We start from the raw sequence: 14,867 nt of genomic DNA on the forward strand, positions 1-14,867 counted from the left end.
CCGGGGAGGACGGGCGGGCGCGGCGCGGCGGAGCGGGCGGAGCGGGCGGAGCGGGGTGGGCTACAGGGCCCGGTGGGCGGCGATCACGTCCGCGTAGTGGCGGCCGCTGGTCTTGACCGTGCGCTCTTGCGTGTCGTAGTCCACGTGGACCAGGCCGAAGCGCTTGTCGTAGCCGTAGGCCCATTCGAAGTTGTCGAGGAGGGACCAGGCGTAGTAGCCGGCCAGCGGTGCGCCGCGGCGGGCCGCGCGGGCGCAGGCGGCCAGGTGGGCGGTGAGGTACGCGCTGCGCTCGGGGTCGTGGACGCTGCCGTCGGGGGCGATGGTGTCGGGGTAGGAGGAGCCGTTCTCGGTGATGTGGATGCGCCGGGCCCCGTACTCCTCGGTGAGGCGCATGATCAGGGTCTCCAGGCCGTCGGCGTCGACCTCCCAGTCCATTCCGGTGCGCTGGACGTCGGGCCGGTCGATCATCCGGGCGTAGGGGGCGGGGCCGTGCGGGTCGGCGGTGACCACTTGCGGGAAGTAGTAGTTCAGGCCGATCCAGTCGAGCGGGGCGGCGATGGTCTCGAGGTCGCCGGGGCGTTCGGGCAGCTCCACGCCGTAGACCTCGAGCATGTCGGCGGGGAAGCCGCGGCCGTGGACCGGGTCGAGCCACCAGCGGTTGACGTGGCCGTCCATCCGCCGGGCGGCGGCGCGGTCGGCGTCGCTGTCACTGGCGGGCGCGACGGTGGAGAGGTTGTTGACGATGCCGATCTGCGCGCCGGGTGCTGCGGCACGCACGGCCTGGGCCGCGAGTCCGTGGCCGAGGAGCAGGTGGTACGAGGCCCGGACGGCGGCGGTGAGGTCGCTGACGCCGGGGGCCATCCTGCCTTCGAGGTGGCCGATCCAGGCGGAGCACAGCGGTTCGTTGAGCGTGGCCCACTGGGTGACGCGGTCGCCGAGGCGGCCCGCGACGAGGCTGGTGTACGCGGCGAAGTGCTCGGCGGTGTCCCGCTCCGGCCAACCGCCCCGGTCCTGGAGGGCCTGGGGCAGGTCCCAGTGGTAGAGGGTGACGGAGGGTTCGATGCCGGCGTCGAGGAGTCCGTCGATCAGCCGGTCGTAGAAGTCGAGGCCCTTGTCGTTGGCGGGGCCGTCGCCGCCGGGCAGCACGCGCGGCCAGGCGACGGAGAGCCGGTAGGCGTTGGTGCCGAGCTGCCGCATCAGGTCGATGTCGCCCTGCCACCGGTGGTAGTGGTCGCAGGCGGTGTCGCCGTTGTGGCCGCCGTCGATGGCGCCGGGGGTGCGGGTGAAGCTGTCCCAGATGGAGGGGGCGCGGCCGTCTTCGGCGACGGCGCCCTCGATCTGGTAGGCGGAGGTCGCGGTGCCCCAGGCGAAGTCGCGCGGCAGGGCGGCGAGGTCGATGGGGGCGGGGTCGTAGGAGGTGCGGGCGGCGGTGGTCCGGCCCGCGTCGAAACGGGTTTCCGAAAGGGTCATTTGACGGCTCCTGCCGTGAGTCCGGCCACCAAGTACCTCTGGAGCAGCAGGAATCCGGCGACGACGGGGATGCTGACGACGAGCGAGGCGGCCATGATCTGGTTCCAGTAGACGTCGTTCTGCGTGGAGTAGCCCTGCAGCCCGATGGCCAGGGTCCGGGTGGCTTCGTTCGTCATGACGGAGGCGAAGAGGACCTCGCCCCAGGCGGTCATGAACGCGTAGACGGCGACGGCGATGATGCCGGGCACGGCGGCCGGGATGACGACGCGGAAGAGTGCGCCGAGGGGGCCGCAACCGTCCACCGTGGCGGCCTCGTCGAGGTCGCGGGGCACCGAGTCGAAGTACCCGATGAGCATCCAGATGGAGAAGGGGAGGGAGAAGGTGAGATAGGTGAGGATCAGCCCGCCCCGGGATCCGTACAGGGCGATCCCGGTGGTGTTCCCGATGTTCACGAAGATCAGGAACAGCGGGAGGAGGAAGAGGATCCCGGGGAACATCTGGGTGGAGAGCACCGTGACGGTGAACAGGCGCTTGCCGCGGAAGCGGTAGCGGCTGACCGCGTACGCCGCGAAGACGGCGATCACGACGGAGCAGGCGGTGGCCGCGCCGGCCACGATGAGCGAGTTCACGAAGTACTTGGCGAGCGGGATGGTGTGCCAGATGTCGATGTAGGGGCGGACGGTGAGCCCGCTGGGGATCCAGCGGAACTGGCCGGCCACGTCCTTGAGGGGTTTGAGGGAGCTGGTGACCATCACGTAGACGGGCACCAGGACGAAGACGGAGAGGACGGCGAGGAAGAGCGCCCGGATCACCTTGAAAGAGACCGGCGGATCCAGGGGCGACCTCGTACGGGTCCGCGCGCGGCGGCCGTGGTCAGACATCGGACTCCCTCCGTCCCCGTGTCGTGACGAACAGGTAGACGGCGGTGACGAGCAGCAGGAACAGCAGCAGGAGGACGGACATGGCCGATCCGGTGCCGAAGTTCCATGTCACGAAGCTGGATTGGTAGATGTGGATGGAGACGAGGTCGGCCGCCTCGGGTGCGGCCTTGCCGAACAGCACGAAGGGCGTGCCGAAGTCGTTGAAGGTCCACAGGAACAGCACCAGGACCAGGACCTGGTTGACGGCGCTGACCGAGGGCAGGGTGATCCGGCGGATCTGCTGCCAGATCCCGGCCCCGTCCAGGGCGGCCGCCTCGTAGAGGTCCTTCGGGATGTTCTGGAGGGCGGCCATCACGATGAGGAACGCGAACGGCCAGCCCTTCCAGACGGAGATGATCAGCAGTGCCCAGAAGCTGTTGTCACCCAGCAGCCAGAAGGTGTGGTCGGCGCCGCCGAGGCCCAGCTGGTCGTGGATGACGTGGTTCACCAGGCCGTTGTCCCGCTGGAACATGAACGCCCAGGTGATCACGGCCGCGTAGACCGGGAGCGCGTAGGGGATCAGGAACAGCGCGCGCAGGATGCCGCGGCCCCGGAAGGTCTCCTGCATGAACACGGCCGCGGCGGTGCCGAGGAACCAGCACAGTCCGACGGACAGGAGGGTGAACAGCACCGTCGTGTAGAAGGAGTTGAGGAGGGCCTCGCCGACGGGCTTGTTGATGTCGACGGCGAGTTCGTAGTTGTCGAAGCCCGACCAGGGGGCGCTGGACCAGTTCCGGATGAAGAACTGGGTCAGCTGCCGGAAGCTCATCGTGATGCCCATGACCATGGGGATCAGGTGGATGAGCAGTTCGAGGATCAGGGCGGGCAGGAGCAGGAGGTACGGCAGGGCGGCGCGCTTGGCGCGGCCGGGCCGGCGCACGCGTGCGGTCGTGCGCCGGACCTTCCCCTCCGTGGCGACCGGTCTTTCCGCTACGGGTGTCGCAGGCATGGAACGGGTCTCACTTCTGCATCTGCTGCTGGGCCTTGGTGAGCCGCGCCTTGACCGACTCCGCGGTCACCGGGCGGCCGGCCGCGGCCTCGGCGAAGAGCTCCTTGACGGCCGTGCCGACGGCGGTCTCGAACTGCGACTCCTCGGGGACCTGCGGCAGCGGGGCGGCGCTCGTCGAGAGCGTGTTGCGCAGCACGGTGAGGTCGGCGTTGGCGAAGGCCGGGTCGGCCTGGGCGGCCTTGACCGGCGGGATGGACCCGTAGGTCTTGTTGAGGAGCTTCTGCTCCTCGTCGCTGGTCATGAACTTCACGAACTTCAGGGAGCCGTCGAGGTTGTCGGTGTTCTTGAAGACGGCCATGTTGATGCCGGCGACCATGGAGTTGACGTTCTTGCCGGTGCCGGGGGTGCCGCCGGCCGGGACCGGGACGGGGGCGACGCCCCAGTCGCCCTCCTTCATCCCCTGGGTCTTGAAGCTGCTGGCCGCGCTCTGCCACAGGACCATGGCCGTCTTGCCGTTGGCGAAGTCCTGGAGGGACTGGTTCTTGTCGTACTCCGCGTTGCCCGGAGCGATGATCTTGTCCTTGGCCATCAGGTCGACGTACTGCTTGACGGCCTCGACGTTGGCGGGGGTGTCGAAGGTGGGCTTGCCCGAGGCGTCGAAGAAGCTCGCGCCGTGCTGCTGAGAGAAGACGAAGGCCTGGTGGATGTTGTTGGAGAGGTTCGAGCCCTCCGCGCCGAGCGCCCACTTGCCGTCCTTGGACAGCTTCTGGCCGATGGTGACCATCTCGTCCCAGGTGGCCGGGGGCTTCTCGATGCCCGCCTCCTGGAACATCTTCTTGTTGTAGTAGAGCGCGTACGACATCGAGTACAGCGGGACGGCGGCCGGGTCCTTGCCCGCGGCGCCCGCCGAGCCGATGGCGGAGTCGACGAAGCGGTCCTTGCCGCCGATGGCGTCGAAGTTCTTGGCGTCCCAGGGCAGCAGGGCCCCGGTGGCCTGGAGGGACGAGGACCAGGTGTTGCCGATGTTGAGGACGTCCGGGCCCTGCCCGGACGCGGTGGCGGCGAGGATGCGGTTGAGCAGGTCCGACCACGGGACCACTTCGAGCTTGACCTTGATGCCGGTCTGCTCCTCGAACTTCTTCAGCTCCGGGCCGAGGGTCGCCTGGTCCGCCGCGATGTCGGGGCCCTGGTTGGAGGCCCAGTAGGTGAGCTCCTTGGGGGCGGTGTTCGATCCGCCCTCGTTCTCCGCGGATCCGCCCCCGCAGGCGGTGGCGGCTGCGAGCATGGAGACGGTGACGGCGGTGACGGCGACGGCTCGGGTTCTGCGCATGGCGGCTCGGTCCCTTTCGGCAAGGTCGGTAAGAAAGGCCTGCGAAGCGGTGCGAGTACCGGGCCCCAACCCGGTACGGGCGGCCCCGTTTGATCCAGGCCTTAATTTAGGACGTGAGTTAAGCCTCGTGAAAGGGTCGCGTCAAGAGGTCGCGCAGGGGTATGTTGCGATCGATATGAAGGCGGAAGGAGCCACATGACCGCGGGGCGCAGTGGACGTACGGTGCGGGACCTGCGAAGGGGCAACCGCAGCGCCGTGCTGCAGAGGTTGTACTTCGGAGGGCCCATGAGCCGGCAGGAGCTCGGCCCCGCCACCGGCCTGAGCTCCGGATCCGTCAGCAACGTGGTCGGTGAACTCGTCGCGGACGGACTCCTGGAGGAAGCCGGGATCGTCGACTCCGACGGCGGCAGGCCCCGCACGCTGCTGCGGATCGCGCCGGGCAGCGCGCACATGATCGGAATCGACGTCGGCGAAACCCGGGTCAGGGTGGAGCTGTTCGACCTCACCCTCACCGAACTGGCGCGTACGGAGCTCCCGTTGCAGCCGCGCGGCTGCTACGACGTCGGCCCGATCGTCGACCACGTACGGACCGGGATCGCCACCGTGCTCGCGGAGGCGGGGGTCGGCACGGACCGGCTCCTCGGGGTCGGGATCGGCGTACCCGGCATCGTGGACCGCGACGCGCCGGGCGGAACCGTGGTCCACGGGCAGACCATCGGCTGGGACGCGGTCCCGCTCGAGGAACTGCTGCGCGCGACGGGGGCCGTACCGCCCGAGATCCCGTACATCATCGACAACGGCGCGCGCACGCTCGGCCAGGCCGAGATGTGGTTCGGCGCCGGGCGGGGCGCGCGCGACGCCGTCGTCGTGCTCTTCGGCTCCGGCGTCGGCGCGAGCCTGATCACCGACGGCTCCCCGGACGGCGGCGCCACCGAGGGCGCCCCGCTGGAGTGGGGACACCTCACGGTCCAGGTCCGGGGCCGGCGCTGCCGCTGCGGGGCACTGGGCTGCCTGGAGGCCTACACGGGCGCCGAATCGCTGCTGGCCCGGTGGGCGGAGCGCGGGGGCGACGCCGAGGCGGTCGCGGGGGACGAGGAGGACGCCCTGGCCGCACTGCTGGCGGCGGCGGGCGGCGGCGACAAAGTCGCCCTGGAGGTCCTCGACGAGACGGCCGAGTACCTGGGCGCGGGCCTGTCGGACGTGATCAACCTGTTCCAGCCGGAGCGGATCCTGATCGGCGGCTGGGCGGGCCTGATGCTGGGCCCGCACATCCTTCCGGCGGTACGGGAGCACGCGACCCGCTACTCGCTGCGCCACCCGGCCGCCCGGGTCACCATCGAGATGGGCTCGCTCGGCCCGGACGCGGTCACCGTCGGCGCGGCCACGCTCCCCCTGGCGGCCTTCTTCGCCAGGGGCGGCCGCCGCACCCCGCCGGAAGCCCCGACCGAGGCCCCGGGCTGGCAGACGGCCCTGGAGGTCCGCGGCGCGTCCGCCGCTACGGTCTCCGCACCCCCTCTGCACAGGAGCACCACCCATGTCGCACCCCACCCCCGCCGACCTGCTGCTCACCGGAGCCCGCATCCACACCGTGGACCCGGACCTCCCCGAGGCCGAGGCCCTCGCCGTGGCCGACGGGCGGATCGTCTGGGTGGGCCCGGACGCGGAGGCCGAGGCCTGGGCGGGCCCGGACACCGAGCGGATCGACGCGGGCGGCCGACTGGTGCTGCCGGGCTTCATCGACGCCCACAACCACGTCCGGCTCGGCTCCGACGACGCGTGCGTACAGCTCGCCGGGGTGCGGACCCTGGAGGCGATCCTCGACCGGATCGGCGAGTGGCGCGAAGCCAACCCGGACGCCGAGTGGATCGAGGCCGAGGCCTTCGACTACTCCGCGATCCCCGGCGGGCGCATGCCCACCGCCGCCGACCTGGACCCGGTCACCGGCGACGTCCCCGCGATCGTGCTCTCGTACGACGTGCACACGGCCTGGCTGAACACCGCGGCGATGCGCCGCCTCGGCGTCGCGAAGGACCGTACCGACCTGCCCTTCGGCACGGCGGCCGTCGACCCCGGCACCGGCGAGCCCACCGGATTCGTCAAGGACTTCGCCATCAAGGGCCTCTCTCAGCAGGGCCACCGCGCCCTGCGCGACCTGGGCGTGCCGTGGGCCTCGCCGGACCGCCAGTACGGCCGCCTCGCCAAGAGCCTCGACGACGCGATCGGCTTCGGCATCACCACCGTCGTGGAGCCGCAGAACTCCCTGGACGACCTGGAGCTGTACGACCGGGCGCGCGCCGAGGGCCGGCTGCGCTCGCGGATCGTGGCCGCCCTGTTCCACCCGCGCGGCACCACCGACGAGGACCTCGACGACTTCGAGGCGGCGGCCCGCGCGTACGCGGGGGACCGGCTGCGCGTGGGCCCCCTCAAGCTGTACATCGACGACGTGGTGGAGCCGCGCACGGCCGCGCTGCTGGAGCCGTACACCGGCTGCGGCTCGCACCGCGGCGAGACCTTCTATCCGGCGGAGGAGTTCGCGGAGCTCCTCGCGGCCCTGGACGCGCGCGGCTTCCAGTGCTTCGTCCACGCCACCGGCGACCGGGGCATCCGCACCGTCCTGGACGCGGTCGAGCACGCGCGGGCGGTCAACGGCCCGCGCGACGCCCGCCACCAGGTGGTGCACGTGGAGTGCCTGGACCCCGAGGACGTGCCGCGCTTCGCGCAGCTCGGAGTGGTGGCCTGCATGCAGCCCCGGCACTGCGCGCCGGAGATCGCCGGGCCGGGCCAGGACTGGGCGGAGAACGTGGGCGAGGAGCGCTGGCACAAGGCGTGGCCGATGCGGAGCCTCTCCGAGGCCGGGGCGGTGCTGGCCTTCTCCAGCGACTGGAACGTGGCCGAGATGGACCCGATGATCGGCATCTACACGGCGCTGACCCGGCGCTCGCTGGACGGCGGCGATCCGTGGCAGCCGGAGGAGACCGTGGACGCGGCGACGGCGGTGTACGGCTACACGATGGGCTCGGCCCACGCGAACTTCCTCGACGCCGAACGGGGTTCGCTCACGGTGGGCAAGGCGGCGGACTTCGTGGTCCTGTCCCGGGACATCCTCGCCGTGGCCCCGGAGCGGATCCCGGGCACGGTCGCCGAGGTGGTCGTCGTCGCGGGCGAGGTGGTGGCCGGCACGCAGGCCCACCTCCACGGCGCGTTCCGGGCGGCGGCCTGACGGGTGCCGCGGAGCCTGCCGGGGCGCGCGCCCCGACACGCTCCGGGTCAGCGCTGGGGCCAGTACCAGAGGGGCTCGTCCAGGGGGCCCTCGCGGCCCGCGACCTCCGTCTGGCCGAAGTCCTTGACCAGGGTGACCGTCCGCAGGTCCACCCGGTGGCGGCGGGCCCCCTCGGCCAGCGCGTCGGCCAGCGGGGCGGCGTGGGTGACCACCACGGTCTGGGTCTCCCGGCCCACCGTCAGGATCAGGTCGGACAGGGGCCCCAGCAGATCCGGGTGGAGGCTGGTCTCCGGTTCGTTCAGAACCATCAGGGCGGGCGGGCGCGGGGTCAGCAGGGCCGCCGTCCACAGCAGGTAGCGCAGGGTCCCGTCGGAGAGTTCCGCCGCGCCCAGCGGGCGCAGCAGTCCGTGCTGGTGGAGCTCCAGCTCGAAGCGGCCGTCCCGCTCCGCGATCGCGACCCGGCTGCCGGGGAAGGCCGCCTCGACGGCCTCGTCGAGCGCCGCGTGGTCGCCGATCTCCCGGATCGTCTGGAGCGCGGCCGGCAGGTCGCCGCCGTCGGCGGCGAGCACCGGCGTCCGGGTGCCGATGCGGGAGCCCCGGGCCGGCGCCCCGGCGTCCGTGCGGACGTGGTCGTAGAACCGCCAGGAGCGGATCAGCTCGCGCAGGGCGAGCAGGTCGGGGGCCAGCTGCGGGTCCGCGAGCTCGCTGAGCATGGAGTCGTACGGGCGCAGGACGCCCTGCGTGCGGTGCCAGCCGCCGTCGGCCGTCCGGGTCCGCACGGCCGGACCCGCGCGGTCCGAGAGCAGGGCGGCCGGGCGCAGGACCGGACCGGCCCAGGTGGACTCCCGTTTGATCTCGGGGTCCAGGCCGAAGAGCGAGCCGGGGACGGGTGCGGGATGGCCGAAGTCCACGGCGTACCCGAACTCGTCCCCGGCGAAGCCCAGCCGCAGGCTCACCGGTTCGGTGCGGACCGTCGGCTGGACGGCGTACCGCCCTTCCCGCACGGCCCGCCCGGTCTTCTCCGGCCCGGCCCACAGCGTGGACGGCAGGCCGCCCTCCCGGGCCAGCGCGGCGATCGCGCCGCCCCGCGCGGAGTCGGCGAGCAGCCGCAGGGAGCGGTACAGGCTGGACTTGCCCGTGCCGTTGGCACCCGTCACGACGGTGAGGCGGCCGAGGTCGACGATCAGCCTGCGCAGCGAGCGGTAGTTCTCGACGGCCAGTGTCGTGATCACGTGCTCACGCCTCCGGGTGCTCCTCGGGGGCGAGGAACCGGCCCATCGGGAGCACCTGGCGCCCCCAGGTGCTGGCCATGATCTGCCCGGCGAGCAGGTACGTGGCCCCGAGCGCGGCCAGCAGGCCGCTCCAGCCGGTGATCCGGTTCCAGACCACCGAGCCGGTGAACCCGCTGATCGTCATGCCGACGAACACCACCAGCACGCACGTGAAGGTGGACAGCAGCACCAGGTGGATCCGCCAGCTGCCGATCCACAGGACGAACACCACGAACACCCAGGGCAGCGTGAACAGCGCGCTGACGTCCCCGCGCAACGCCGGATCGGTGGCCGGCAGCACCCACTGGAGCAGCAGGGCCTTCGCCATCCAGAAGAGCCCGAAGCCGCCGAAGACGGTGGCGTGCCAGGTGTCGCCGCGCTGCGCCTGGAAGAGCCCGGCCAGCAGCTGGGCGAGCCCGCCGATGAAGAAGCCGACCAGTGGCAGCACCGAGTGGCTGAGCTTCTCCGGGAAGATGCCCGCGTCGATGCCGGTGGCGATGGTGGTGACCACGATGAAGCCGGTGAGGCCCAGCGCGCCCAGCTGCGCCTGCGCGCTGGGCTCCATCCGCTTGACGGAGACGGCCTGTTCGGCCGGGCCCTGCCGGTTGAGGTGGAGGGGGTTGTTCATCAGCGGGCCGCCCGCGCGGCGGAGCCGGAGACGTCCGGGTCCCCGGGGCCGTCCGACTCCCCGGGGCCGTCCGGCTCCCCGGGGCCGTCGGGGAGCCCGCTGCCCACCGCCGCCCCCGCCTTGCCCCTGCGGGAGACCGCGCAGGCCAGGGTGACGGCCGAGCCGAGCACCGCCCAGCCGCTCAGGACCAGCAGCGGCCCGGTGACGTCATTGCCCTTGAAGTACGCGATCGAGCGCGCGGCGTAAGTGCCCGCCCCCGGCGGCAGCCACGGGCCGATGGCCTTCCAGAACGGCGGCAGCAGCGGGTACGGGTAGGCGCCGCCCGCGCTCGGATTGCCGAGCACCACCACCAGCAGGATCGCCAGGCCGATGCCGACCACGCCCGCGAGGCCCTGGAAGGCCAGGGTGATCGCGCCGACCGCGAAGACGACGAGGGTGCCGAGCCCCCACAGGCCCAGGATGCTGCCCGGCAGCGCGCCCAGCACCGGGTCCGCGATGACCGCCCCGAGCAGTCCGGCCGCGATGGAGTACACCAGCAGCGCACCGAGCCGGATGACCGCGCGGTGGATGTTCGCGGGCCTGGCGCCGGCGCTGATCGCGAGGATCGCCGCGCACAGGTAGCCGCCCACGCACCAGCCGACCACCAGGTAGAAGGAGCTCAGGCCCCGGGCGTCGCCCTTGGCCGTCGGGGCCACGTCGACCACCCGGACCGTGCGCCCCTGGCCCGTCTCGACGAGCCCGACGATCTCCTCGAGGGCCTGCGACAGGGAGGCCCCGCCGCCGCTCGCGACCAGCAGCTTGTCCGTCTTGCCGGCCGGGTCGATGACCAGCGCGCCGTCCACGTCCCGGTTCTGGATCTGCCGCAGGGCCGTCGCCTCGTCCTTGACCGCGCGGGGATCGAGGGGCTTGCCGGGCAGCGCGGCGAGCTGCTTCGCGGACTGCTCGGCGACCGGCTGGACGGGCGCGGCCACGGCGATCGGGATCTCGCTGGGTTTCGGGTGGTGGAAGGCCCCGACGTACGAGGTGATGAAGGCGAGCTGGAGCGCGAGCACGCCCAGGACCAGCAGGGCTGCCCGGGTGGTCACGGCGTCCTTGATCTCGGCGAGGAACCCGCCGGACTGCCCTGAGTCTGCGTTCGTGGGCTGGGTCATGTCTCACACGCTCGGCGTACCGGCGGTGGCGCGCAGCAGGGGTGGGCCGAATGGATGACGCCGCCGCGGCCTTCCCCGGGGCCGGCCGGCGCCGAACCCGGCCCATCTTTTACCGACGCGTAACTTCCCTGTCTTGCTACTCGCCCGTAATTTGGCGGCTGCAGCACCCCTTGTGATCCGGATCACGGGATGAACCCCCACGTAATTCCCGCGCCATCCCCTCGTTACTCCCCTTGAGCCGCAAGGAGATCACACGATGCTGCCCTGGAGACGCCTGCTCCGCCCGCTGGCCGTCCTCACCCTGACCGCCGCCGCTCTCGTCGCCCCCACCGGCGCGGCCCAAGCCGCCTCGGCGCCGAGCAGCGGCTGGAACAACTGGTCCTGCAAACCGTCCGCCGCCCACCCCCGGCCCGTCGTCCTGGTCCACGGGACCTTCGGGAACTCCGTGGACAACTGGCTCGGCTTCGCGCCGTACCTCGTCCACCGGGGCTACTGCGTCTACTCCCTCGACTACGGGCAGCTGCCCGGCGTGCCGTTCTTCAACGGACTCGGCCCCATCGACAAGTCCGCCGGACAGCTCGACGTCTTCGTGGACCGGGTCCTCGCCGCCACCGGAGCCCCCAAGACCGACATCGTCGGCCACTCCCAGGGCGGCATGATGCCGCGCTACTACCTGAAGTTCCTCGGCGGCGCCGCCAAGGTCAACGCGCTGGTCGGGCTCGCCCCCGACAACCACGGGACGACCCTCCTCGGCCTGACCCGGCTCCTGCCGTACTTCCCCGGCGCGGGGGACCTGATCAGCTCCGCCACCCCCGGGCTCGCCGACCAGATCGCCGGCTCCGCCTTCCAGAACAAGCTGAACGCGGGCGGGGACACCGTCCCCGGCGTCAAGTACACGGTGATCGCCACCAGGTACGACGAGGTGGTCACCCCGTACCGGAGCCAGTTCCTCGACGGACCGGGCGTCCGCAACGTGCTGCTCCAGGACCTGTGCGCGGTGGACCTGTCGGAGCACGTGGCCATCGGGCTCACCGACCGGATCGCGTGGCACGAGGCGGTCAACGCCCTGGACCCGGCGCACGCCGAACGCACGACCTGCGCGTCGGTCTTCGACTGAGGTCTGACGACTGACGCCTGATGCCTGACGGCCGGCCCGACGGTTTCCCGTCGGGCCGGCCGTCGGCTTCCGGTACGTCCGGCAGCCGGTCAGCGCCGGTCAGCGGCCGTGGCGGCCCGGGGTCGCCCGGCGGCGGGCCAGCCCGAAGAGCACGGCCGCGCCGATGGCCAGGACCCCGGCCCCGCCGATCGCGATCGCGGGGGTGGCGCCGCTGGCGCCGGTCTCCGCGAGGTCGGTGCCGCCGGTCCCGCTTTGCGAGGGGATCGGGGACGGGGCGGACTGCCCGTTCGTCTTTGGGTCGTTGTCCCCGTGCCCGTTGTGTTCCACGGTGGACTTGGTGACGCCGTCGGCGATCTGCTGGTCGGTCGGGGCCTTGGCCAGCGGGCAGTCCTCGTCGGTGCCGGGGACTCCGGTGCCCGGCTTGTCCGCGGGGGCGGAGGGCTGCTTCGAGGGAGTGGTCCCGGGCTTCGTTCCGGGCTTCGTGCTCGGCTGGGCGCTGGGCTTGCCGTCCGTGCCGCCGGTGCCGGTGCCGGTGCCCGAGCCGCTCCCGCCGTTGTCCTTGCCGAAGACCACGTCCGAGCAGCTGTAGAAGGCCTCGGGGCTGTCCGAGCGCTGCCAGACGCTGTAGATCAGGTGCCGGCCGGTCTTGTTGGGGACGGTGCCGGAGAAGACGTAGTCACCGCTCTGCATGCCGGGGTCGGAGACCTTCACGAAGGGCGCCGGCTCCAGGTCGGACCACTTCAGCGGCTTCGTCGGGTCGTAGCCGTCCTTCGTCACGTACAGCTCGAAGGAGCCCTTGTGCGGCGCGGTGCCCTTGTAGCGGAAGGTGTGCGCGCCCGAGGCCATCGGGCTCGCCGGCCAGTCGGCGCGCGCCAGGTCCAGCCCCTTGTACTTGTCGTTGCCCGCCGAGCACAGCTGCCCGTCCGGGATCAGCGCCTTGCTCTGCCCGGCCGCGTTCGCGATGTTCACCGCGTTCCAGTCGTAGAACGCCTGCGCCCCGCTCGCCGCGACCGCGGCCTTGCACGCCGCCGACTTCGGGGCCTCCGGCCCCTCCGCGTAGCACGCCGCCACCCGGCTGACCGGGTCCGTCATCGACCCGTGGGCGGCCGCGGGGGCGGCGGCGTACGCGGCCACGGCGAGCGGGGCCAGCCCGATGGCGAAACGGCCGGCGATACGGGCGGCGGTACGGCGTGCGGGCATGGCGGATCTCCTCTGGGGCACGGCAGGGGCTGCGCCAGCGGGCCGAGGCAGTGCGGCGCCGCTCCCTCACGGGTTCGCGACGCCGCCTCCGGCCCTCCCTGGCCCAGCCAAACTAACCGCCGGGACCCCCCGTTCCCCCGCCTGGGGGTGGCGGGGCTGGCGGCGCCCGAGCCGCTGTTCAAATTCCTGTACGAGGGTCCGGGCGGGGCCTGGTGGTCCTTCGTGCACGAGGTCCGCTGCGAACTCCCGGTCCGGCCGCAGGCCTCGGAGGTGGCCTGGCACGCGTGGCTCCCGCAGGAGGAGCTGGAGCGGCGGGTCGCGGACGGCTCCTGGCCCTGGGTGCCCGACGGCCTGGAGGCCTACCGGCGGCTGCGGGAGTTCCGGGCCGGCCGCCAGTAGATTGGGCGGGTGATCGACTTCGTCAAGGACGTACGGCTGTGGTTCGCACCGGCGCGGCTGCGGGACGAGGGCGAAACCCCCGACTACCGCTTCTCGCTGGCCAACGAACGGACCTTCCTGGCCTGGATCCGGACCGCGCTGGCCCTGGTCGGCGGCGGTTTCGCCGTGGACCAGTTCCTGCCCGACCTGCGGTGGGCGGTGCGGGTCGGGATGGCCTTCGCGCTGCTCGCGGTGGGCGCGGCCTGCGCGCTGCGCGCGGTGAACCACTGGGTGCGCTGCGAGCGGGCGATGCGGCGAGGCGAGGACCTGCCGCTGTCCCGGTTCCCGGTGGTGCTGAGCCTGGGCGTGGGGCTGGTCGCGGTGGCGATGGTGGTGGTCGTGCTGCTGGGCTGGACGACGGGGCGGTGAGTTCGCAGGGAGCGGGCGGCGGTGTCGGCGCCGACAGCGACGGCGGCGGCAAGGGCGGCGACAGCGACGGCAGCGGCGCCCGTGGTGGTGGCGTCGGCCGTGAAGAGCTCCGTGACGCGGGGCTGCAGCCGGAGCGGACCCGGCTCGCGTGGCGGCGTACGACGCTTTCGTGCGCGGTGACGGCCGTACTGGCGCTGCGCCAGGCGCTGCACGGCACCGGCTCCCCGGTGGAGGTCGCCGGGATCGCGGTGATCGCGCTGGTCTGGCTGGCGTTCCAGTGGGTGGCGCACCGGCGGATGCGGGAGCTGGCGGCGGCCCGGCCGGCCGGGCTGACACCGCGTGCGGCCCTGGCGGCGACGGCCTGCACGGTGGCCCTGGCCGTCTTCGCGATGGCGGTCATCGTCTGAGCCGACCAGCTGATGGTCAGCCTTTCCGCGCCACCCCGGCATACATGGGGACACAACGGGTCATCCAGGTCGATCCGCACTAGCCTCGGCGCCATGACGACCCTGCACCAAGAGCACCCGGCGGCCGAGCACGCGCACGCCCACGGTCCCGCCTGCGGCCACGCCGCGGTCGAACACGGCGACCACGTCGACTACGCCCATGACGGCCATCTGCACCGCGAGCACTCCGGGCACTGGGACGAATGCGAGCCGGCGGCGCACACCACCCACGAGGCCCACGCGCACGCGCACGGCACGGACTGCGGGCACGATTCGGTCCCGCACGGCGACCACGTCGACTACCTGCACGACGGACACCGGCACGCGGCGCACGACGGCCACTACGACGACCACTGAG

At 72.3% G+C, this 14,867-nt stretch carries 13 protein-coding genes and 2 pseudogenes; 7 read left to right on the top strand and 8 right to left on the bottom strand.

All coding sequences use genetic code 11. From position 1 onward, the window contains the following. Positions 1-60: 60 nt before the first annotated feature. Genes DRB89_RS36465 through DRB89_RS36480 form a run of 4 tightly spaced genes read right to left on the bottom strand, consistent with a single transcriptional unit; the run spans position 61 to position 4,669 of the window. Positions 61-1,470, bottom strand: coding sequence for a GH1 family beta-glucosidase (locus DRB89_RS36465; RefSeq protein WP_112451016.1), 1,410 nt, complete (start codon positions 1,468-1,470; stop codon positions 61-63). Next, positions 1,467-2,351, bottom strand: coding sequence for a carbohydrate ABC transporter permease (locus tag DRB89_RS36470; protein ID WP_112451017.1), 885 nt, complete (start codon positions 2,349-2,351; stop codon positions 1,467-1,469). Before DRB89_RS36470 ends, DRB89_RS36465 begins: the two co-directional genes overlap by 4 nt. Next, positions 2,344-3,339 (bottom strand): sugar ABC transporter permease, encoded by a 996-nt coding sequence (locus DRB89_RS36475; RefSeq protein ID WP_112451018.1) that lies wholly within the window; start codon positions 3,337-3,339, stop codon positions 2,344-2,346. Before DRB89_RS36475 ends, DRB89_RS36470 begins: the two co-directional genes overlap by 8 nt. Positions 3,340-3,349: 10 nt before the next feature. After that, on the bottom strand, positions 3,350-4,669 hold the full coding sequence (locus tag DRB89_RS36480) for a sugar ABC transporter substrate-binding protein (protein WP_112451019.1): 1,320 nt from the start codon (positions 4,667-4,669) through the stop codon (positions 3,350-3,352). Positions 4,670-4,864: 195 nt separating this feature from the next. On the opposite strand from DRB89_RS36480, the pseudogene DRB89_RS36485 reads away from it, so the two are divergent. Then, a pseudogene (locus tag DRB89_RS36485) lies at positions 4,865-6,094 on the top strand (ROK family transcriptional regulator); the annotation flags it as partial. A 109-nt stretch (positions 6,095-6,203) separates the two neighbouring features. After that, the gene (locus DRB89_RS36490; protein WP_112463608.1) at positions 6,204-7,889 is read left to right on the top strand and encodes an amidohydrolase; all 1,686 of its coding nucleotides are present in this window, start codon (positions 6,204-6,206) and stop codon (positions 7,887-7,889) included. A 47-nt stretch (positions 7,890-7,936) separates the two neighbouring features. Here the strand turns inward: DRB89_RS36490 and DRB89_RS36495 are convergent, their stop codons facing one another. The 3 genes from DRB89_RS36495 to DRB89_RS36505 are packed head-to-tail and all read right to left on the bottom strand — an operon-like array spanning position 7,937 to position 10,939. After that, a complete protein-coding gene (locus DRB89_RS36495) occupies positions 7,937-9,121 on the bottom strand; it encodes an AAA family ATPase (RefSeq protein ID WP_112452357.1) in 1,185 nt (394 codons plus the stop codon). Between the two features lie 4 nt (positions 9,122-9,125). Continuing rightward, positions 9,126-9,788 carry a GPR1/FUN34/YaaH family transporter gene (locus tag DRB89_RS36500; protein WP_112452358.1) on the bottom strand — a complete coding sequence of 221 codons (663 nt, stop codon included), beginning with the start codon at positions 9,786-9,788 and terminating at the stop codon, positions 9,126-9,128. Next, positions 9,788-10,939 (bottom strand): DUF3533 domain-containing protein, encoded by a 1,152-nt coding sequence (locus DRB89_RS36505; RefSeq protein ID WP_239516531.1) that lies wholly within the window; start codon positions 10,937-10,939, stop codon positions 9,788-9,790. The genes DRB89_RS36500 and DRB89_RS36505 overlap by 1 nt, the downstream gene beginning before the upstream one ends. A 256-nt stretch (positions 10,940-11,195) precedes the next feature. On the opposite strand from DRB89_RS36505, the gene DRB89_RS36510 reads away from it, so the two are divergent. Next, positions 11,196-12,056, top strand: a complete 861-nt coding sequence (locus DRB89_RS36510) for an alpha/beta fold hydrolase (RefSeq protein ID WP_112452359.1) — start codon at positions 11,196-11,198, stop codon at positions 12,054-12,056. 99 nt (positions 12,057-12,155) lie between these two features. On the opposite strand, the gene DRB89_RS36515 is transcribed toward DRB89_RS36510, so the two are convergent. Then, on the bottom strand, positions 12,156-13,256 hold the full coding sequence (locus DRB89_RS36515) for a lytic polysaccharide monooxygenase (RefSeq protein ID WP_112452360.1): 1,101 nt from the start codon (positions 13,254-13,256) through the stop codon (positions 12,156-12,158). A gap of 141 nt (positions 13,257-13,397) precedes the next feature. Here DRB89_RS36515 and DRB89_RS36520 point away from each other — a divergent pair. From DRB89_RS36520 to DRB89_RS36535, 4 genes and pseudogenes are all read left to right on the top strand, one after another. Then, positions 13,398-13,655 (top strand): annotated as a pseudogene (locus DRB89_RS36520) (NUDIX hydrolase); the annotation flags it as partial. A gap of 9 nt (positions 13,656-13,664) precedes the next feature. Then, entirely contained in the window at positions 13,665-14,063 is a 399-nt protein-coding gene (locus tag DRB89_RS36525) for a DUF202 domain-containing protein (RefSeq protein ID WP_112451791.1), read from the top strand. A gap of 122 nt (positions 14,064-14,185) precedes the next feature. Then, positions 14,186-14,470: a DUF202 domain-containing protein gene (locus DRB89_RS36530; RefSeq protein WP_112454004.1), complete on the top strand. Its 285-nt coding sequence runs from the start codon at positions 14,186-14,188 to the stop codon at positions 14,468-14,470. Positions 14,471-14,563: 93 nt separating this feature from the next. Continuing rightward, positions 14,564-14,866, top strand: a complete 303-nt coding sequence (locus DRB89_RS36535) for a hypothetical protein (protein ID WP_112451790.1) — start codon at positions 14,564-14,566, stop codon at positions 14,864-14,866. The last annotated feature ends 1 nt before the right edge of the window (position 14,867 follow it).

The sequence above is a fragment of the Streptomyces sp. ICC4 genome (assembly GCF_003287915.1).
GTDB lineage: Bacteria > Actinomycetota > Actinomycetes > Streptomycetales > Streptomycetaceae > Streptomyces > Streptomyces tritrimontium.